Source organism: Neobacillus sp. B24 (assembly GCF_055381825.1).
In genome coordinates, this window is the sequence record NZ_AP035777.1 from 2,485,403 (window position 1) to 2,505,686 (window position 20,284).

The window sequence follows — 20,284 nt, forward strand, 5'->3', positions numbered from 1 at the left end:
CCAGTAAAGGTTCTACGCTTTTTGTCTTTTTCGGATGATAAAAAACCATCTCAGAAAAGGCGGAACCGCAAAATAAATGAAAAACAGCCGAAAAAGCTGGTAGCCGGTAACCATCGATAAATCTGCATTAATCTCATGGGCCATGATCGCCATTTGGTCCATGCCGCCTGGAGCCACGCTTAAGAAGCTGGTCGAGGGCGTGATTTGTTCGTAAAACACAAGAAAATAGCATAAGCCTAAGGAGCCTGCTATCATCGTTAATCCGCTAATCAAGGCAAGGGTTATGATCCTGGCCTTATGCTGCAATTTTTCAGGTTTTAATAATAGCCCGATATGACTGCCAATCATAAATTGCGAAAGATCTAAAATTGATGGGTGCAAGCTTGGGCCATGTACACCACCAATTGTCAGGATAGCCGTAATCAAGATGGGTCCAAGTAAATAGGGTGTTGGTGATTTGATTTTTTTGGCAAGGAAGGCCGCAGCCACGCAAAGTACGGCAAATAACAGGAAATTTGGTATGGTTGTATGCAAAGCCTGGCCGGAAAGAACCGGAACCTCTTGAGTAGTGGCAGCATTATGAAAAAACGGCCCAAATATCAGAAACGGAACGAAAAAAATAATCATCATCAACCTGGCCACTTGTAGGAACGTCACCGTAGTGATATCAATCCCTTTCATTTCCTCTGCAAATGTAATCATTTGCGAAAGACCTCCCGGAATACTCCCGGTTAGCACCGTCGGATAGTCCACGCCCGTTAACTTAGATACGATAATAGCAATTCCGGCGCAAAATAAAATCAGGGTAACGGTCATCAACAGCATCATCGGCAGTCCTGCTGCAATTTGAAAAAAGGCCGCTTTTGTAAAAGAAAGGCCAATGGAGTAGCCGACGATAATTAACCCTGCATCCCTAATCCAGGTTGGCCAATAAAGGGCGGTTTTTACGAATCTTGAACAGATGAAAACGGCGGTCATTGGACCAAGCAGCCATGGGATGGGTGTACCGATTGTTTGAAAAATTAGACCTCCGATGAGGGAGGCAATAAGTGTTATGAGAAATCGTTTGACCATACATGTAACCTTCAATCTAAAAAGAATAATAGCTTTTTTATTGTACCATTTTGAAACAATTTTCGGAGTGTATTCGTCTATTTCTATATTATGGAAATACATATCTTTATAGATTAGTAGATTGGAGTGCTTCAATTGGAGAAGAAAAATGTGACAAGAAGGCAATTTTTAACGTATACCCTGACTGGGGTAGGCGGGTTTATGGCTGCAGGCACACTAATGCCGATGCTGCGCTTCGCCATTGACCCGGTGCTCCAGGCAAAATCAGAGGACGATATGGTGGCTGTAACCCGTGTGGACAAACTAACGACCACACCCAAAAAGTTTGTCTATAAGGTCCATCAGATTGATGGCTGGTATGAAGATGACTTTCCTTACACGGCTTGGATTTATAAGGACAAGAATGACAAGATTGTCGCCCTGTCGCCAGTATGCAAGCACCTCGGCTGTACCGTAAGCTGGTATGATGAAGGGGACCATGCCAATAAATTCTTCTGCCAGTGTCACGGGGGGTTGTACCAAAAGAGCGGGAAGAATGTAAAAGGGACTCCACCGCTGAAACCTTTGGATTTATACGAGTTTAAGGTGAAAAATGGCGACCTTTATTTGGGAAGAACAATCCCTAATAAGGTGTAATGATGTAAATCGAACCAGGCGGGATTGTTGGTTCGATTTTTTTGCAGGAAAAATTATTGTGGTTGGCGATTCGCGGATATATTTGATTTTTCGCAGATATAATTGAATTTTCGCAGATATATCCTATTTTTTCGCAGATATAATTTTTCAGTTTTAATAACAGGGGTGTCATCAGAAGTTTGGTATGATGGTTATATGAGGGAGGGATATTAAAATGATTAAAAATTATGTATTTGTATACGGAACATTAAGACGGAATGAACATAATCACCGGTTGCTGCTGGGTGCGGAACTTGTGGCCGAGCAGGCATGGACAAATGGTGAAATGTACGACACTGGACTCGGTTATCCTGCCTTGAAAGACTCGGAAAATGGAAATGTGTTCGGAGAAATATACCTAGTTTCGGATGAACAGCTGCGCTTGTTGGACGAGTTGGAAGGCTGCAGGGAAGGGGCTGCGGATAATCTATACGACAGGAAGAAGCAAATTATTTATTATGATTGCGGCAAAACCGAAGCTTTTGTTTACACCATTGCAGCTCATAATCAAAGCATGCTCAAGACCCCGATTCCATATGGTGATTGGCGGGTTTACCAGTTTGAAAAACTGCAGGGCAATGTGATGTATTATGCATATGGCAGCTGTTTGGATGATGCCCGGTTTAAGCTTGCCGCCGTTGACCATTATTTTCAAAAAGTGATTGGAGTAGGTGTGCTGGAGGGTTACAAGCTTCGTTTTACAAAAAGCTATCCTGACGGCGGGCGCGCGGACATTGTCGAAGAGGAAGGCGTTGTCGAAGGAAAGGTGTATGATGTTCCACGAGAGTGTTTGACCTATTTATATAAACGGGAGGGAGTGCGCTCCCAGGTGTATCGTCCTGCATTGGTGAATGTAACCGTGAATGGTGAGTTGGTAAAAGATGTTCTGACCTTTATTGTGGTGTCAAAGGATCAGGAAACAGCCCCGCCGGACCATTATCTCGAGGAGATCATTCGCGGCGGGACAGGTTTCCTAAGTGATGCCTATTTAACACATTTGAAAAAGCATGTTGAAAAGCTGGAAAAGTAATTTTATAGATAACAGGGGGTGTGGCTTGAGCACGTATAGAGGTTCTCCGTGACCGTTAAAGGTTACCGGTCACGGAGAACCACATCCCAATCATGTTAAATCTCAATAATAACCGGCAAGATCATCGGTTTTCTTTTTGTATTGGCAAATAGATATTTTCCGACAGCTTTCCTTATGCTATTTTTGATCACATTCCACTGGCGGACATTCTCATCTTGCAGGTCATTTACTGTTTCTTTCACAAGGCGGTTAATCTGCCGCAAAAGATCCTCAGAATCCTTCACATACACAAACCCGCGCGTAATGGTGTCGGGCCCCTGAATAATTCGATGATCCCGCTTACTCAATGTTAAAACAATCACGACCATGCCATCCTCAGAAAGCTGTTTCCGGTCACGCAGGACGACCTCACCGACATCACCGACGCTTATCCCGTCCACATACGTGTCACCTGCGGGTACGGAACGAGTCTGCCGTGCCACCCCATTTTCGATGTCCACGACATCCCCGTTCCGGATAATAAACGTATTTCCCTTCTCGACTCCGACCGCTTCGGCTAACATCCGATGATGATGCAGCATCCGGTATTCGCCGTGGATCGGAACGAAGTAAGTCGGCTTTAGTAAAGTCAGCATTAACTTCAAATCTTCCTGATAGCCATGGCCTGAAACGTGCATACCAGTTGTACTGCCAGACCCATAAATGACACGTGCCCCAAGCTGGAACAGGTTGTCGATAATCCGGGAAACATCTTTTTCATTCCCAGGGATTGGTGAAGCGGCCATAATAACGGTATCCCCTGGATAAATCGTGGCGTCCCGGTAATTGCCGGCTGCAAGCCGTGCAAGGGCTGCATTTGGTTCCCCCTGACTGCCAGTACAAAGAATGGCCACCTTTTCGGGTGCAAAACTTTCAATCTCGCTTACCTCAATCAACATCCCCTCTGGAACCAGCAAATAGCCGCGCTCCATTGCCACATCAACGACATTCACCATGCTTCGGCCAAGCAACGCCAATTTTCGTCCCGTCTTCATACACGCTTCTACTACTTGTTGGACACGATTGACATTGGAAGCAAAGGTCGATACAAAAACCTTCCCATCCGCCTTCATGAATGCCTCATAAAGATGGTCGCCTACCATTTGCTCTGAAGGCGTCAAACCCTTCCGCTCCGCATTTGTACTCTCTGAAATCAAAGCCAGCACGCCTTCCTGACCGATGTTTGCCATTTTATGAATATCGGAATATTGGTTATTCTCCGGAGTTAAATCAAACTTGAAATCACCGGTATGGACCACTCTCCCTTCCGGCGTATCAAATACAATCCCCAGGCAATCTGGAATACTATGACTAACCCTGAAAAACGAAACTTTAATTTTTCCAAACTCCAACTGTGAATTCCCGTCAATTGTCACTAACTTGGTATCTCGTCCAAGCCGATGCTCATCCAGCTTTAATTCAATTAATCCAAGGGTAAACCGGGTGGCATAAATCGGTACATTTATTTTTTTTAAAAAATAAGGGACCCCGCCAATATGGTCCTCGTGACCGTGTGTCACGATTAACGCCTGGATTTTCTCCCGATTCTCTTCCAAATAGGACATGTCAGGGATAATTAAATCAATGCCAAGCAAACTTTCATCAGGAAACATGCCTCCGCAGTCCACAATGACAATGTCGTCATCATATTGTAGGACAAACATGTTTTTTCCAATCTCATTAATCCCGCCCATTGCATAAATAGATAAAGTTTTCACTTTGTTTGCCTCCCATTCAAATACAATGTCCATAATATTCCCGGAAAATGTTTCATTCATGAACACTTATTAAAGAGAATTTCATTTTGAGAGAAATTTTTCCTTATCCGAGAGTAAATGCTGCTTATCCGAGAGTAAAACCACTCCCTTCAAAATACATGCGGGGATCCCCGCAATTTCTGCGGTGGGTTTCCAAATGTCTGCGGTTTGTGAGGCTGGAAATCACCGTAGAATGAAATCATCCAATAAGGGAGGTAGAGGAAATGAACACAAAAAAGAAGGGTAAAAAGAAAATTGTGATCTGGGTGATTGCCGGACTTGCGGTAGTAACGATAATTTCAACTGTCATATTTTCACTGAAGGGCACTAGTGCTCTTGAAAAAGAAACAGCGCAAACAGCAAACATTACAACCTACTACAGTTTTTCAGGCGCAGTTGAAGCTAAGAACAAGAAAACCATCAATAGTGAAGAAGTAATACAAATAAAAGAAGTAAAAGTTAAAACAGGAGATCAAGTGAAAGAAGGCGACGTCCTCTTGGTAACGAAACAGGGTAAGAAAATTAAGTCCACCTTAGCCGGTGAAATTACCAAAATCCATGTAGAGAAAAATGGCGATGTGATGGCAGGTGCCCAGCTGGTGGATATTGTTGACTATTCCGTGCTGCAAACGACAGTAAAAGTTGACGAATACGATCTGAAATTTATTTCCGTTGGCCAAGAGGTAAATGTAGCCATCAATGCACTAGAAAAAGAAATTAAAGGAACGGTTTCGGCCATTTCAAAAGAAGCGGTCAATGAAAACGGTATTTCCTACTTTACAGCAACGATTGACCTTAGGAAAGATGATACCGTGAAAGTGGGTATGAGTACTGAAGCGAAAATATTGAAACAAGATGTTTCGGGTGTCACAACCCTTTCCATGGAAGCCATTAATTTTGATAGTAAAAATAAGCCATATGTGTTAATTCCATCAGAGGAAGGCGCACCAACCCAAAAATATGTTGTGACGGGTATTAACGATGGAACCATTATTGAGATAAAAGACGGAATCAGCACTGGTGATGAAGTGGTGGTTACCGAGAAAGATGCCGTTGTTCCAGCGATGATGCATGGAGGTGCTCAATAATGAGCGGCCAAATTTTGAAGATGACGCAAATAACAAAAACCTATTTAATGGGTGAGGAAGAACAAGTAGTCTTAAACAATATTCATCTGGAAGTCAATAAAGGGGACTTTGTCGCGGTTCTCGGTCCATCTGGTTCAGGAAAATCGACGCTGATGAATATTATTGGCTGTCTCGATTCACCGACAAGCGGAGATTATTTTCTATCGAATCAAAAGGTTGATGAGCTGGATGAATCGTCACTTGCTGTAATCCGCAATAAAGAAGTAGGGTTTATTTTTCAACAATTTCAGCTTCTGCCGAGGTTAAGCGCCGCTCAAAATGTGGAGCTTCCTCTGGTGTATGCCAAGGTACCAGAAAAGGAACGAAGAATGCGGGCACGTAATATGCTCGAAAGGGTGGGGCTTGGTGATAAATTGCAGAATCGCCCGAATCAGCTTTCAGGCGGTCAGCAGCAGCGTGTCGCTATCGCACGGGCCATGGTGACAGAGCCGACGATTTTACTGGCTGATGAGCCAACGGGTGCCCTCGACCAAAAAACTGGCCAGCAGATAATGGAGCTGTTTCATGAGCTTCATGAAGAGGGAAGGACCATCATCATGATTACGCATGATATCGAGATTGCTAAACATGCAAGCAGAATTGTAAGGATTTTGGACGGTAAGCTAAGAGAGGAGTTTGCCTATGTTTAAGGAAAATTTCAAAATGTCGTGGATGAATCTCATCCATAACAAATTGCGCTCGTTCCTGACGATGCTCGGCATTGTCATTGGGGTTGCTTCGATCATCGCCCTAATAACCATCGTAAAAGGGGCGATGGATGGGATGACAAGCGAGTTTTCATCTTTTGGGGCTGATAAAATAACGGTGCAGGCAATCGGCACGCCGCTAAAGCAGGGCTTGATGGACAGCGACATTGAAAAACTTGCGGAAATTGACAATGTGGCCGGTGTGTCGCCAACCCTTTCCGGTAAAACGACTGTAGTCTATGAAGGCAAGGAAAAAACGGAAGTTTCTGTTCAAGGGAAAAATGATGTTTATTTTTCCAAGACAAAGGACCTTGTGGATACAGGAAGGGGTCTGAATATCTTGGATATTGAAAATGAGAATAAAGTGTGCCTGATTGGAGCCAATATTGCGGAAGAATTGTTTTGGGGAGAAGATCCAATCGGCAAAAAAATGCAAATCGCCGGGGTGACCTACACCGTCATTGGAACGCTGCAAGAGTCGAGCAGCTTTTCTGACTCCTCCAATAATGATGCAGTGATTATCCCATACACGACCTCTATGAGTATCCTAGGAACCGGATTTATAAATAATGTTGATGTGTATATGAGTGACGCCAATCAATCAAAAAAAATCACCAGTGATATCGAATCTGTGTTAAACCAGGCGTTTAATTATAACAGTGAGGGTTTTATGGTCATCAATATGGAGGATATGCTGTCATCGATTAATAGGGTGACAACAATGCTATCGCTGATGCTCGGCGGGATTGCTTCGATTTCTCTTGTCGTCGGCGGTATTGGAATTATGAATATGATGTTGGTTTCAGTAACGGAGAGAACGACGGAAATAGGGTTAAGGAAGGCGCTCGGGGCGGAACCGAAGCGGATTCAACAGCAGTTTCTCCTGGAGGCAGTCTTTTTGTCGCTATTCGGCGGTAGTATTGGGTTGTTGCTTGGTGCAGGGATTGCCTATGTTGTTTGTTTGGTCATCGGCGCGAATTTTGCACTCGCCACCTCCACCATCCTCCTGGCGTTTGGGTTTTCGGCTGCGATTGGGATAATTTTTGGCCTTGCTCCGGCGAGAAAGGCTTCTAAGCTAAACCCGATTGATGCGTTAAGAAGTGTATAGGTATATTTGAAAGGGCCGGCGCGATCCGGTCCTTTTTTGTAGTAGTTCATAAGACGCGTGTCCCAAGATTTTTTAACCCTGACGCGCACTATGAAGCCTTCATAAGACGGTGTCCCGGATTCTATCCCTGACGTGTACTATGAAGCCTTCATGAGACACGTGTCCCAAACTTTTTCCCCTTGAAGCGCTCTTTGAAACAATCATAAGAGGTGAAGCCTCAGAATTTCACACTACACCACGCATTAAAATACACAATGCTTGCGGATGTTCCCTAATTTTTTGCGGGGATTTCAAAAATATTTGCGCGTAGGAGAGTCCTTTCATGAAATATGATAGTTTCATAAACCAATTCTTGAAAAATGAAGGGAGAATTTACGATGAAATCGAATGTAAAGATGATTGCTACCGGAGTATTGCTTTCTTTGCTCGTGATTCGGATATTTTATAGTTTCACAGTTCCTGTTTCCTATCAATTGTTTACGCTGTTCCTCGCCTTTACCGCATGTGTTTATGCAGGGGCTGCCTTATCGGATTCTAGAGTTACCTGGCTTTCCGTTGAAACCGTCATGGCTTTGATATTTTTTAACCTCGCAATCCTTGGGCTGACGCATTCACCTTTCTGGGTTGGGGCCGGGTTTATCCTCCATGGAATATGGGATATGCTTCATCATCCAAGAATCATTAAAACAAAGGTAGTAAGATGGTTTCCACCATTATGCGCCGCATACGATTTTACCGTCGGTATTTTCATTTTTAGTTTTTATTAATAGTAAGGAAGGATGAAAGCAATGAATATCCTATTACTGCAGTGGGGGCTATTCTCGTTTATGATCGGCATAGTATTGTCACTGCCGCTTGCTGCCGTTTACTATCAAAAAGATTCGCTGGCAAGGAGAATTTTTACTAATGCAAGAAAATTGAAATCTGCGCATCTCGACTATTTCATGCAGGCCTTTGCTGTTGGGATTGTATATTTACTGGAAATGGCGACAAAGTCCCAATTACCACTATATGTCTTCATCCCTCTTATCTATGGTACCATCATGAATCCAACCATTTTCTTATTGGAAGCAACACCGTACAATCGCAGCGGCATCACACGCTTAGTTTATCAGCTTCTTAAAGCCACCAGCCCGGTTTCACTGCTATTCGCTTGGTTTGCCATTGCCTTTATATACCTGCCTTTATTTTTAAAAATTTCCCTTCTCGTTTTAGTGTCCATTGGTTTTATGCTGTTCGGATTTCATTACTTGCAATCTAAGAAACGAGGGAAAGACCATCACACCGCGATTTAATAATTTTAACAAGACGACCTTAAATCCGGTAGCGGAATCAATCGCTGGTAACGTAGTGATGCAGTCTACGTGACCTAAATCGCTATGGAGTAAGTAAACGGTAACGTAGAGGCATTCTACGTTACCGAAAATAGTACAGGACAAGTAAATGGTAACGGAGAAGCCTGCTAAGACCTACACTCCGATTTTTCCTGCTATTGTGTTCTGTGAACAATGTGCATACCGAGCCAGGCTGCCGCTCTCGTTGTAACCTTGATCAAAATTAATGACCGGAACGAACATTATCCACGTGTTTAACGTGTTTATGGTTCAACGCTATAAAGATGACGGAAATAATGACAAATCCAGCTCCTACAAAAAATGGCATACTTGGGTTAAACCACTCGGCGAGTTTGCCGGCAAAATAGGGAGCAATTGCCCCTCCGATAAAGCGAAGAAAGCTATAGGCGGCAGAAGCAGTTGAACGTTCAACAGGTGCGGAGTTCATGACTGCGGTCGTAATCAACGTGTTGTTATTGCCCAACAAAGCACCTGCAGAAATAACTGCTGCAATGATTACCCATTGTGTCGAGGTCCAAATTCCCATTGCTAGTAAAACGAGAGCGAATATCGTCAACATCGCCGACATCGATTTTACAGTACCGAATCTACGTTGAAGAATTGGCGCCATGTAGACAGATGTAACGGCAAGCAGAATTCCCCAACCTAGAAAGACAAAACCAATGCCATGCTCATCGAGTCCCATCACAAATGGTGCGTAGGCTAATAAAGTGAAGAAACCAAAATTATAAAGGGCAGCACCGATACCAAAAACTAATAGGGCACGGTGTTTTAATGCGCGGAACGGGTCCCGTATAGAAGTTTTTGCTTGAGAAGCTGCTAATTGCTGTTTCGTATTTGGCATAAATGTGATAAGACCAATAAAAGCCACAACCATTAATGTTGCAACCCCTAAAAAAGGGCCTCTCCAAGACATACCGCCAAGCCAGCCGCCGAGCAGAGGACCTACAGAAATACCTAAACCAATTGCAGCTTCATACAGGATTATCGCTCTCGCAGTGCCGCTTGTCGAGAGAGATACAATGGCTGCTAAAGCGGTGGCAACAAATAAGGCATTACCTAGTCCCCATCCGCCACGGAGTCCCACAAGCACCCAGATGTTGTTTGAAAGTCCGCCAAGTGCAGAAAAGACAGCAATAATAATAATTCCTGAGAGTAGAGTCCATTTAATGCCAAGTCGGGATGAGATGGCACCAGTAATTAACATGGCCACAGCCATTACTGCATTATAGCTGGTGAATAGCAAGGTAACTTGACTTGGTGTTGCATGAAGCTGGTGGGCAATTGTTACGAGGATGGGGTCCACAAGTCCAAGACCCATAAAAGCAATGATGCATGCAAAAAAGACAGCCCAAACGGCTCTAGGTTGATTTAAAAAACTTTTATTTACTTCCATTGTTGAAGCCGATTTTGAGGATGCCATAGTTTGTGGTGTTGACGACATATTCCAATTCCCCTTTGTTTGTTTTTAATTACGATTATTTATAGCAGCATTCTGAAAAAAGCCTTAGTGACATTTCAACTGCAAATAATGCCGCCTATTATGCCATGGCATTCACTGGTACGCTTAATTTATTTCCCTCCTTTCAATCCTTTCGTCCATAAAGTTGTATCATGAAAGTACATTATTGTATTATACAACTATATAGTTTTCAGTCAATAGTATATTCTGAATAATCTTATAAATCACAGGGAAATTACCCGAAATTTTTAACCTTATGGTACGATAGAAAGTGTAAACATGAGTAAAGTGAGGACTAATGATGGAAGATAATTCACTGGAAATCATTGATTTGGAGTTGGCTATCCTTATTCGCCGTGTAACTTCTGCTAATCGAAAAATTGGTCACTTAGATCGTTCCGCATATCTATTGCTTCATCGAATCATTTCAGATGGACCAGCTGGGGTAAAGACACTTGCAGAGGAATTCCACTTAGATATTTCAACGATAAGCAGACAAGCTGCAGCACTGGAGCAAAAGGGGTATGTTTACCGGATTCCTGATCCTTCAGACAGAAGGGCTTACTCTTTAGAAATAACACAATTAGGGACAAAAGAATTTAAGGAACACCAGCAAATGCGATTTGCGCTTATCCAAGAAAATTTAAAGGAATGGTCAAAGGAAGAACAGAAACTTTTTGGCGACCTATTGCGAAAATATAATATTTCCGCCTCAATGAAATAATATCGTTCAACTTCATTCATCAGAATATAAGAAACCTGCACAGCTTAAAGAGGGAGCTGTTCTGGTGGTTGGCGGCATATCAAAAAATCACTTCTCAAAATCTAGTCTATTCACGTTAATTTGAAGAGCTTCCAAACTGGAAGTCTTTTTTTATTTAGCCACCTACAAAAACTTGCGGGGTAACTCAAAAACACTGCGGTGGTGTTCGAAAAGTATGCGGTTGGAGGCAGCACAAACCGCCGTACAATGAGAACAGATAGAATACAGTGAAGGGAGTTTCCCAAAATGAAAGATTTTAAGTTATTTTTACCCTATGTCAAACAAGTCCGTCGTCTCTATATGATTGGTTTCGTAGGAAGTCTGTTTCGCTTCCTGATCCCGTTGTTTGTGCCGCTCATTTTAAAATACATTTTTGATGGGCTGCTGCAAAACGAGTCATTAACACGGAGCCAAATGCTAGAGCAATTACTGTATATTGCTGCCGGTATGATTGTCATTTTTCTATTCATCCGGACCCCGATGGAATATGTAAGGCAATTCTGTATTCATAAGGCCAACAACAATATCATCAAGCAGCTGCGCCGAGATGCTTTTAAAAAGGTGCATTCGCTGGATGCTAAGTATTTTGTGGATAACAAAAGCGGAGAAATCGGAACGCGGTTTTTCGATGATATCGAAAAAGTGAAAGGATTCCTGACAGCGATGTTCGGGAATATCTGGATTGAAATGATTGTTCTCCTGTTTGTTATCGTCGTCATGATGACACTCAATATCAAATTAGCCATCCTTTCAATCTTTCTTGTTGGTTTTCAATTTATATTGGCCCATTTTCTTTCAAAAAAATTCAAACGCAGTACCCGCAGCATGATGCAATATCGCTCCGTGATGAGCGGGTTTATTTTTGAAAAAATCCAAGGGGCGTTCCTATCAAAATTATTCGCCGCGGAAAAGCGAGACAAAGCTGAACTTGAGCAGCACTTAACCAAGTTTGACAGTTTAACAGACCGCCATGCCAGGATTAATGCCATTATGTTGTCCCTTGTGAATGTTCTCAGTGACATGACACCATTCATTGTGGCCATCGTCGCCAGCCTGTTCGTCATCGACGGCAGCTTGACGGTCGGCAGTTTAATCGCCTTTTTTGCCTACGTTGATAAAATGAGAAGTCCGGTTGCCGCGCTGGTGAATGCCTACCCGGCCATCACCGAAGGCAGTGTCGCCTTAAACCGAATCTTTTCGTTCTTCCACACTCCGGCGGCGATTACGGAAATAGAAAACCCGGTGGACCTAAAGGAATTGACAGATTCTATTAAATTTGAGGATGTTTCTTTTTCCTATGATGGAAAAAAGAACACACTAAAGCATGTCACGCTAACACTTGAAAAAGGAAAAACGTACGCTTTCGTCGGTGAGAGCGGGGGCGGGAAGAGTACGATTCTCCAACTGCTGCTAAGAATGTACGATGTTTCAAGCGGTGAGGTTTTAATCGACAATACTAATATCAAAAACTATTCGCTGGCAAGTTTACGTGAGCACATGGGAATTGTCACCCAGGATAACTTTTTATACAGCACTTCGATAAGAGATAATTTGAAAATGGGGAAACTTGATGCCACTGACGAAGAAATCCTTGCGGCTGCCAAAAAGGCATATGCACATGAGTTTATCTCGATGCTGCCTCAGGGGTATGATACCGAAATTGGAGAGCGGGGTGTCAAACTTTCCGGTGGTCAGAAACAGAGGATTTCACTTGCTCGTGTCTTTTTAAAAAATCCTTCGATGATCATCCTTGATGAAGCGACGAGCGCGCTGGATAATGAGAGTGAAAAGCTGGTGCAGAATTCCATTAGTGAGTTGGCTCATGACAAAACAATTGTCATGATTGCACACAGGCTGTCGACCATTCTACATGCGGACACAATTTTCGTCGTAAAAAACGGGGAAATTATTGAAAGCGGGAATCATCAAAGCCTGCTTGCACTTGATGGGTATTATAAGGACCTGTATATGAAACAAAATAAATCAGCTCCATCATCCATTCATAGCAGAAAAATCGCCCAACCAGCTAGTGTTTAGTAAAAATTTTTAATATTCAGAAGGAAATTACCATTCCCAACTCGTATATGGTTATAGGGGACCTTCATCAAAATGAACATTTGGGGGAATGGGAATGACAGTTGAACGAATCGAAGGGAAACTTTTATGGGAACCATCACAACAATTCCAAGATGAATCAAATATGAAAAAATTTTTGTCCTGGCTCGAGGAAACGCGGGGAATATGTTTCCAGACTTACGAGCAGCTGTGGAATTGGTCCGTGACCGACATAGAAGGTTTCTGGTCAGCGATATGGCACTTCTATGATATTCAGGCGAAAACACCTTATGATCAGGTTTTAGTAGATAAAAAAATGCCGGGGGCCAAGTGGTTTCCAGGGGCGACCTTAAACTATGCGGAGCATATTTTTCGTAATGAAGTTCCTGAAAAAGCGGCGATTATCTATGAAACGGAAATTCGATCGCAAGGGGAGATCACTTGGTCTAGGCTAAAAAAGGAAACGGCGGCGATTGCTACTCATTTAAAGTCGTTAGGTGTCCAGCCTGGTGACCGAGTTGTTGCCTATGTTTCAAACATCCATGAAACAATTACCGCATTTCTAGCCTGCGCCAGCATTGGCGCAGTTTGGTCTAGCTGCGCTCCGGAATTCGGCATTATGAGCGTAATTGATCGCTTTAAACAAATTGAGCCCAAGGTGTTATTTGCGGTTGATGGGTACCGTTATGGCGGCAAGGATTTTGACCGGCTTGAATTAATCAAGAAGATTCAGGAGGAATTGCCGACCTTAACCCAGACCATCATTATCCCTTATTTGCAGCAGCAGCCTAAACTTGATGGGTTGAGGGATGCTGTCCTTTGGAACGGGGTTATTGCAAAGAATGAAGGCGCAGCCTTGAACTTTGAGCCGGTTCCGTTCGATCATCCGCTCTGGATTTTATACTCGTCGGGAACAACAGGAAAGCCGAAAGCGATTGTCCAAAGTCAAGGAGGAATCTTGCTTGAGCAGTTGAAAATGATTGGTTTGCAGAAGAATGTTACACCTGAGGACCGGCTGTTCTGGTTTACGACGACCGGGTGGATGATGTGGAATGTCGTTGCCAGCACGCTTTTGACGGGTGCTACCATTTTGCTTTTTGACGGAAATCCTGGCTATCCAAATTACGAAACCCTTTGGCGGTTTGCTGAGTCCACAAAAATGACGGTATTTGGCACCTCTGCCGGCTTTATTACCGCATGTATGAAGGCTGGTGTTAAACCAAAGGAACAGTTTGATTTGTCTCATTTAAAAAGCATCGGATCAACGGGATCACCGCTCCCTGTCAGCGGCTTTGATTGGGTATACCAGCAGGTGAAGGAAGATCTCTGGCTTGTGTCAACAAGCGGGGGGACGGACCTTTGTACCGCCTTTGTCGGCGGCTCACCACTATTGCCGGTTCATTCTGGAGAACTTCAGGCACGCTCACTTGGGGCGGCAGTGAAAGCCTTTGACGACTATGGGAAAGAATTAATTGATGAAATTGGCGAGCTGGTTATCACGGAACCGATGCCGTCGATGCCGATTTATTTTTGGAATGATGAAAATGGCGAGCGCTATCACGACAGCTATTTTGATGTCTACCCTGGCGTTTGGCGCCATGGTGATTTTATCAAAATTACAGCAAGGGGAAGTGGCATCATTTATGGACGTTCCGATGCGACGATTAATCGGGGTGGAGTTCGGATGGGAACAAGTGAAATCTACAGTGCGCTGGAAAGCATACCTGAGGTACTTGATAGCTTAGTAGTGGATATTCCTATAAGCAGCGAAGAATCCTATATGCCCTTGTTTGTGGTCATGAAGGAGGGGGAAGCGCTTACGGATGACGTGAAGAAGCGAATCAATCAGGTTATTCGCCAGAATTGTTCTCCAAGGCATGTTCCGAATGAGATTTTCCCTGTTGATGAACTGCCAAAAACACTGAATGGCAAGAAACTCGAGGTGCCAATCAAAAAAATACTGATGGGCACTCCAGTCGAAAAAGCCGTTAACCTGGGCTCATTGGCAAATCCAAATACCATCCAATATTTCGTTGAGTTTCAGAAAAATATATGATGCATGGGTTTCGACCCCTGCTTCGTAGAGACCTTTTTTCGATTTAAAGATTGGAGTCCTATAACGGGTACCGTTAAATATCGCAAATGTAATACAAAAAAATTGACCTTCAAATTGTATGGTAATTTGGAGGTCTGTTTTTTTTTGTATAAAGGGATTTCGATATTTACTTTGGGGGAATTTGCAGTGCGAATTGTATATTAAAATGTGGGGATACAAAAGTCAGTGTACCGCAGCACTACATTTTTACTTGCAAAATGATATACAGAAAAAATTCAGTTTAGGCTCTGCTGTATCTCGGTGTTGATTTGCCAGGAATGAAAAATAAACGGAAGAATTCCGGCTAAGTTGGGAAATACCCATATTTCCCTTAAAATAGGGGGAGATTTTCCGCTTATATTATCAAAATCTTTGAATTTTGTCTTATTTAGAGTAGTTAACCAGAAATTTTCCGCTTATTTCCGCTTCTTAAGCTTATCAATATAAATTAGCCGGAAATTCTCCGCCTATGAAATTCATGCCTACACAAAAGCCGATACGAAGGAGGAAATGCTTTCAACCCTATTAAATCGCAATTTAGCAATAAAAAGCAAAATAGCAAGGGAATGAACCCTTGCTATTTATAAGATTTTTTATCTCTTTATTTATATAGTTCAAAAAGGATCACATTATGATTTACATATTTATGTGCAAATTGACGTTTTGCGATAGGCACCGAAACCCATTAAGAATCCCAATCTCTTTTTTCTACTTATTAGTAGTTTAACCCATCTCCAAATTGATAGAAACCTGCAATGTTAACTGGGAGTTTTCCTCCTGGTTGTATCCCGAAGATGACGTCAACGCCAGCGTTCCAGGATGCAGGTACAGGGGAGCCCCAGCGCTCAATGGCATAGGTAGCAAGATAGGCACCTATTTCAGGGAAATTCTTAATATCATATGGCAGGCCTAATGCCATCACAACGACTGGTTTTCCAGTGGCTTCTAGTGCTTTCACCAGCTTCGTTTGACCCTGAGCCAGTTCACCTGGTGAGAAGGTAGCAACAATCACTCGGTCTGCCTGTTTTGCCATTTCAAGAGTTGCAGCAATTTCAGCATCACTTGCATTGGTGGCAGTAATCTTGCTTAGAACCTCTCCAGTCGCTTTGTCATTTACTTTTTGAATGATTTGATCAATTTGTCTCGTAGAATTATAAATCTTTGGCCCAACGACAAGTGTTTTTTCAGCGGAAGCGGCATTGAAAGGCAGCACGTTGTCATTTTTCAAAAGGGTAATCGACTTTCTGGCCAGTTCGTCTGCTGCTTGTTTATGTGCCAATGTGCTCACAACTTCTGTAGCTTTGGCAGGATCATCGTAACGATCATTAAATAGATCATATTTAAATTTGGCTGTGAGGATGCGTTTTAGCGATTCATCCACTCGTTTTTCTGTTAACTCGCCAGACTCCAATGCTTCATACAGGGCATCGTAGGTTTCAATTTGCTGCTCGAAGGTTCCGGTAGCCATAATAATGTCGGCACCGGCATTGATGGCCATGACACCTGCATGCCCGGCACCCCAGTTAGCATTAATAGCATCCATGCTCATCGCGTCGGTTACAATGATTCCTTTGTAACCCATTTCTTCACGCAGAAGACCGGTAAGTACTTTTTTCGATAAAGTAGCAGGAAGCTCTGGATCAATCGCTTCAATAATAACATGTGCGGTCATGATGGAATCAACGCCGGCGTCAATGGCTGCTTTAAATGGCGGCAGATGAACTTCATCAAGTGTTTTCCGGTCATAGGTAACAGAAGCAAGTCCTAAATGGGAATCGACGCTTGTATCACCGTGGCCAGGAAAATGTTTTGCTGTAGCGAGAAGTCCGTTTTCTTGATAACTCTTAACTTGAGCAGCAGTAAATTGTGAAACTAAGTCTGTTTTTTCACCGAACGAGCGAACGCCAATGACTGGGTTTGCCGGATTGGTATTCACGTCAGCAACAGGGGAGTAGTTCCAGTTAAAACCGGTTGCCTTTGACTCAATGGCCGTAATTTCCGCCATTTCCTCAGCAGCCTTTATGTCTCTCGTGGCGCCAATAGCCATTTGGCGTGGGAAAGCGGTTGCATCTGTGACGTGCATTCCTGCACCATATTCAAGATCGGCCGTAATAAATAACGGGATACCTAAGCGGGTATCCTGTGCCCATTGTTGGAGCTGATTATTGTATTTCGCCGTTGTTTCGGCGTTGCGATTATCATACACAATCACCGAACCGACATGGTACTCTTGGATTAATTTTTGTGTTCGTTCATCTGGCATTTTCATTGAATTATCTTGGGTGGCAGGCATGACAAGCTGACCGATTTTTTCTTTATCGGTCATATGGGCAATGATTCTTTGTACCATACCATTTACAGCGTTGGGTGATTGAGGGTCTGGGTAGTGTAGATCGTTGGTTGTCTGGGCCGCTGCACCGATAGGTAAGGTGAGTGTAGAAGCTAAAAGTACTGAGCTGATGATGGTGCTTAACTTCTTCATATTCTTCCTCCTTCATAATTGAAATTAAATATCACTACTTGGTAATAATAGTGAAATTTAATTTCAGGTTATCATGCTAATCTAAAGTGGACAATAACAAATGGTACCATTTGGAAAAAATGAATCTATAGTCATACTAATTCGACAGGCGAAATACTCTTTACAATATAGGATTCATACAAAAAGCATAGTAATAGTGAATGCCAAAGTAAATGATTAAAAAGAGGAAAAGTGTGTGCCGTTCAGACTAAATTGTGACACATTCTTTTCCTCTTTCTTAAACGGAAATATTCTTTGTTGGATTCCGATTGAATTTTAAGCTCAAGAAGTGTCGAAAGTTAAAAAAGAAAACGAAAAATAAAAGAATTCTCCTATCAAATTATTACAAAATATTCTGAATCCTCCTAGTAATATTATTAGGCAATACATATTTTTAATATAAAAGGAGGAAGACAATGAAGAAATCGAAAAAATTTCTATCAGTTTTATCTACTGCCGCAATAGTGGGTAGTATGTTAGTCCCAGCAGGAGCAAGTGCACAAGTGAAGGGATACAATCCCGACCCAAAGGTGCAGGAGGTAGGTTCAGATTTTCGGTCTGAAACGGTAGAAGAGGTACTTAGAGAAGGAAAAGTTGATTTCAGCTATGATGTAAACGGAGGAGAGTCATCGGAAGGCGGACAAGCAGGAGCGCAATCCGTAACTGCAGGTGATATAGGGAAAGTTGTGCGCTGGGTTACACATGATGATCGAGATGGAAAATATAGACTAAGAGATTTTACTCTCAAAGGTGTAGGGAAATATGGAGAGGTATGGGTAGCCAATGATCTTTCGTATAAGCCAGGAGATCCAAGAAATGCTGCCGGAGTATCAGTGGTAACTGATGAACAAGTAAAATATCTATTAAATGAATTTGATACAAAAATGTATGAACAAGAGGTTGCCTTTTTCGGTGCACCTGCAGAAAGAAAAGGAGAACATGGAGCTCTGCCTGAATATAAGGATGAATCAGGGCGTGTCGTTATCCTTGTAGATAACATTAAAGACGCTAACTATGACAATCCGAATTATCCTAGTTATATTGCAGGATATTTTTCAAACACCATTAGTGACCTAGCGGACCGAAATGTCATGACGATTGATAGTTTTGATTGGAAAAACCGGACAGGTCCAAATGCTGCAAGACCTTATTTGTATGAAGGAACGTTTGCCCATGAGTTTCAACATTTACTTCACCGCGACAGTGATGATGCAGAAGAAAACTTCATCAATGAGGGATTAGCTGATTTTGCACAATTTGAGGTTGGATATGGTCATGCAGCATCACATGTCGACTTCTTTATGAATAACCTGAAGAACTCCTTAACTCTATGGGGAGACCAGACTGATCTTCAAATTCTAGGAGACTATGGAACTGCTTATCTATTCCAACTATATTTATACGAACAATTCGGTAAAGAATTTATCCAGAAAGAATTTAAAAATCAGTTACAAGGGATCAATAGCATTAATGCGGTTTTACAAGAAATGGGCAGTAAGAGAGACTTTAATGCTCTATACCAAGATTTCTTGACGGCAGTTATGCTAGATGGGAAGTATCAAGGAGATAGTAAAACGTATAATTTTAATTCCATCAATCTTAATCCTAATATCGAGGCTGCAGCAAAGTTAGAAAAGAGTGCTCCTGCATGGGGAACTGATTTCAAAGTAATTACACCTGATAAGAAAATTGACCATCTCTATTTTAAAGGAATTGATTTCCTCGGTACAAACTGGACAACAGTAACTGATCCAGAAAGAGGTCAAGTACTATGGGGCAATCAAGGGGATGAACAGGACAATTTCTTAATTAAAGACCTTGATTTAACAAGTAAAACCAATTCAACCCTATCCTTCGATACAAAATATGATATTGAAGAAGAATGGGATTATGGCGTTGTCCAGGTATCCACAGATAATGGGAAAACATGGACTTCCTTAGAAAATGGAAATACAACTGATGAGGTTGACCCTAATGGCTATCCAAAAATTAAAGCAAATGTACCAGGCTTTACCGGAAGTTCTAATGGCTGGACAACTGAAAGCTTTGACCTATCTCAATACGCAGGTCAAAAAATACTCGTAGCCTTCCGCTATATGACAGACTGGGCGTCGAATGAAGCAGGCTGGTATGTATCTAACCTTAAGTTAAATGAAGTGGTGGTCGATGAAATGAAGTCTACCGAAGGCTTCTTGAGTTTAGAACAAGCAACAAAGGATTATGTAAATTACCAAGTTCAGTTTATTGGTTATAAAAAAGGAATTGCAAAGGGGAATGAAAATCATGTTAAAGTCATTAAATTCCCTAACCTGCTAAATATGAGTGAAACTGATAAGGTAGACCTTCGCGATATGCTGAGAAGTGCTCAATACTCCAAAGTCGTCATGATGGTCACCTATGCACCTGCCCCAGGTAAAGGTGGAAGTGCGGTTTATGATTATGATTTAATTATGAAGGCTAATAAAAAGAAATAAAAAATCGTGAAGCAGTGCGCTCCTTTACGGTATTGGCTAAAC

General features: G+C 42.4%; 15 protein-coding genes. 11 read left to right on the forward strand and 4 right to left on the reverse strand.

Going from position 1 to position 20,284, the window contains the following annotated elements; genetic code table 11:
- Nucleotides 1-12 precede the first annotated feature (12 nt).
- Nucleotides 13-1,074, reverse strand: coding sequence for an AbrB family transcriptional regulator (locus ACZ43M_RS12330; protein WP_464507700.1), 1,062 nt, complete (start codon nt 1,072-1,074; stop codon nt 13-15).
- A 135-nt stretch (nt 1,075-1,209) separates the two neighbouring features.
- Here ACZ43M_RS12330 and ACZ43M_RS12335 point away from each other — a divergent pair, with 135 nt between their 5' ends.
- Together ACZ43M_RS12335 and ACZ43M_RS12340 are read left to right on the forward strand one after the other, a co-directional pair.
- On the forward strand, nt 1,210-1,710 hold the full coding sequence (locus tag ACZ43M_RS12335) for a Rieske 2Fe-2S domain-containing protein (protein ID WP_464507701.1): 501 nt from the start codon (nt 1,210-1,212) through the stop codon (nt 1,708-1,710).
- 214 nt (nt 1,711-1,924) lie between these two features.
- On the forward strand, nt 1,925-2,779 hold the full coding sequence (locus ACZ43M_RS12340) for a gamma-glutamylcyclotransferase (RefSeq protein WP_464507702.1): 855 nt from the start codon (nt 1,925-1,927) through the stop codon (nt 2,777-2,779).
- Nucleotides 2,780-2,874: 95 nt separating this feature from the next.
- On the opposite strand, the gene ACZ43M_RS12345 is transcribed toward ACZ43M_RS12340, so the two are convergent.
- Nucleotides 2,875-4,512 (reverse strand): ribonuclease J, encoded by a 1,638-nt coding sequence (locus tag ACZ43M_RS12345; protein WP_464508014.1) that lies wholly within the window; start codon nt 4,510-4,512, stop codon nt 2,875-2,877.
- Nucleotides 4,513-4,799: 287 nt separating this feature from the next.
- On the opposite strand from ACZ43M_RS12345, the gene ACZ43M_RS12350 reads away from it, so the two are divergent.
- From ACZ43M_RS12350 to ACZ43M_RS12370, 5 genes are all read left to right on the forward strand, one after another.
- Entirely contained in the window at nt 4,800-5,663 is an 864-nt protein-coding gene (locus tag ACZ43M_RS12350) for an efflux RND transporter periplasmic adaptor subunit (RefSeq protein WP_464507703.1), read from the forward strand.
- On the forward strand, nt 5,663-6,352 hold the full coding sequence (locus ACZ43M_RS12355) for an ABC transporter ATP-binding protein (protein WP_464507704.1): 690 nt from the start codon (nt 5,663-5,665) through the stop codon (nt 6,350-6,352). Before ACZ43M_RS12350 ends, ACZ43M_RS12355 begins: the two co-directional genes overlap by 1 nt.
- On the forward strand, nt 6,345-7,517 hold the full coding sequence (locus ACZ43M_RS12360; protein ID WP_464507705.1) for an ABC transporter permease: 1,173 nt from the start codon (nt 6,345-6,347) through the stop codon (nt 7,515-7,517). The genes ACZ43M_RS12355 and ACZ43M_RS12360 overlap by 8 nt, the downstream gene beginning before the upstream one ends.
- Nucleotides 7,518-7,894: 377 nt before the next feature.
- Nucleotides 7,895-8,284, forward strand: coding sequence for a DUF6010 family protein (locus tag ACZ43M_RS12365; protein WP_464507706.1), 390 nt, complete (start codon nt 7,895-7,897; stop codon nt 8,282-8,284).
- A gap of 21 nt (nt 8,285-8,305) precedes the next feature.
- Entirely contained in the window at nt 8,306-8,812 is a 507-nt protein-coding gene (locus tag ACZ43M_RS12370; protein ID WP_464507707.1) for a hypothetical protein, read from the forward strand.
- 262 nt (nt 8,813-9,074) lie between these two features.
- Here ACZ43M_RS12370 and ACZ43M_RS12375 read toward each other — a convergent pair whose 3' ends face one another.
- A complete protein-coding gene (locus ACZ43M_RS12375; protein ID WP_464507708.1) occupies nt 9,075-10,316 on the reverse strand; it encodes an MFS transporter in 1,242 nt (413 codons plus the stop codon).
- Nucleotides 10,317-10,632: 316 nt separating this feature from the next.
- Between ACZ43M_RS12375 and ACZ43M_RS12380 the strand changes: the two genes are divergently transcribed.
- The 3 genes from ACZ43M_RS12380 (at nt 10,633) to ACZ43M_RS12390 (ending at nt 15,208) form a co-directional block, all read left to right on the forward strand.
- Nucleotides 10,633-11,058 (forward strand): MarR family winged helix-turn-helix transcriptional regulator, encoded by a 426-nt coding sequence (locus ACZ43M_RS12380; protein ID WP_464507709.1) that lies wholly within the window; start codon nt 10,633-10,635, stop codon nt 11,056-11,058.
- 285 nt (nt 11,059-11,343) lie between these two features.
- Nucleotides 11,344-13,134: an ABC transporter ATP-binding protein gene (locus ACZ43M_RS12385; protein WP_464507710.1), complete on the forward strand. Its 1,791-nt coding sequence runs from the start codon at nt 11,344-11,346 to the stop codon at nt 13,132-13,134.
- Between the two features lie 94 nt (nt 13,135-13,228).
- Nucleotides 13,229-15,208 (forward strand): acetoacetate--CoA ligase, encoded by a 1,980-nt coding sequence (locus tag ACZ43M_RS12390; protein ID WP_464507711.1) that lies wholly within the window; start codon nt 13,229-13,231, stop codon nt 15,206-15,208.
- Nucleotides 15,209-15,962: 754 nt separating this feature from the next.
- Here ACZ43M_RS12390 and ACZ43M_RS12395 read toward each other — a convergent pair.
- Nucleotides 15,963-17,729 (reverse strand): glycoside hydrolase family 3 protein, encoded by a 1,767-nt coding sequence (locus tag ACZ43M_RS12395; protein WP_464507712.1) that lies wholly within the window; start codon nt 17,727-17,729, stop codon nt 15,963-15,965.
- Between the two features lie 455 nt (nt 17,730-18,184).
- Between ACZ43M_RS12395 and ACZ43M_RS12400 the strand changes: the two genes are divergently transcribed.
- Complete coding sequence (locus ACZ43M_RS12400) at nt 18,185-20,242, forward strand: choice-of-anchor J domain-containing protein (RefSeq protein ID WP_464507713.1); 2,058 nt, start codon at nt 18,185-18,187, stop codon at nt 20,240-20,242.
- Nucleotides 20,243-20,284: the final 42 nt, after the last annotated feature.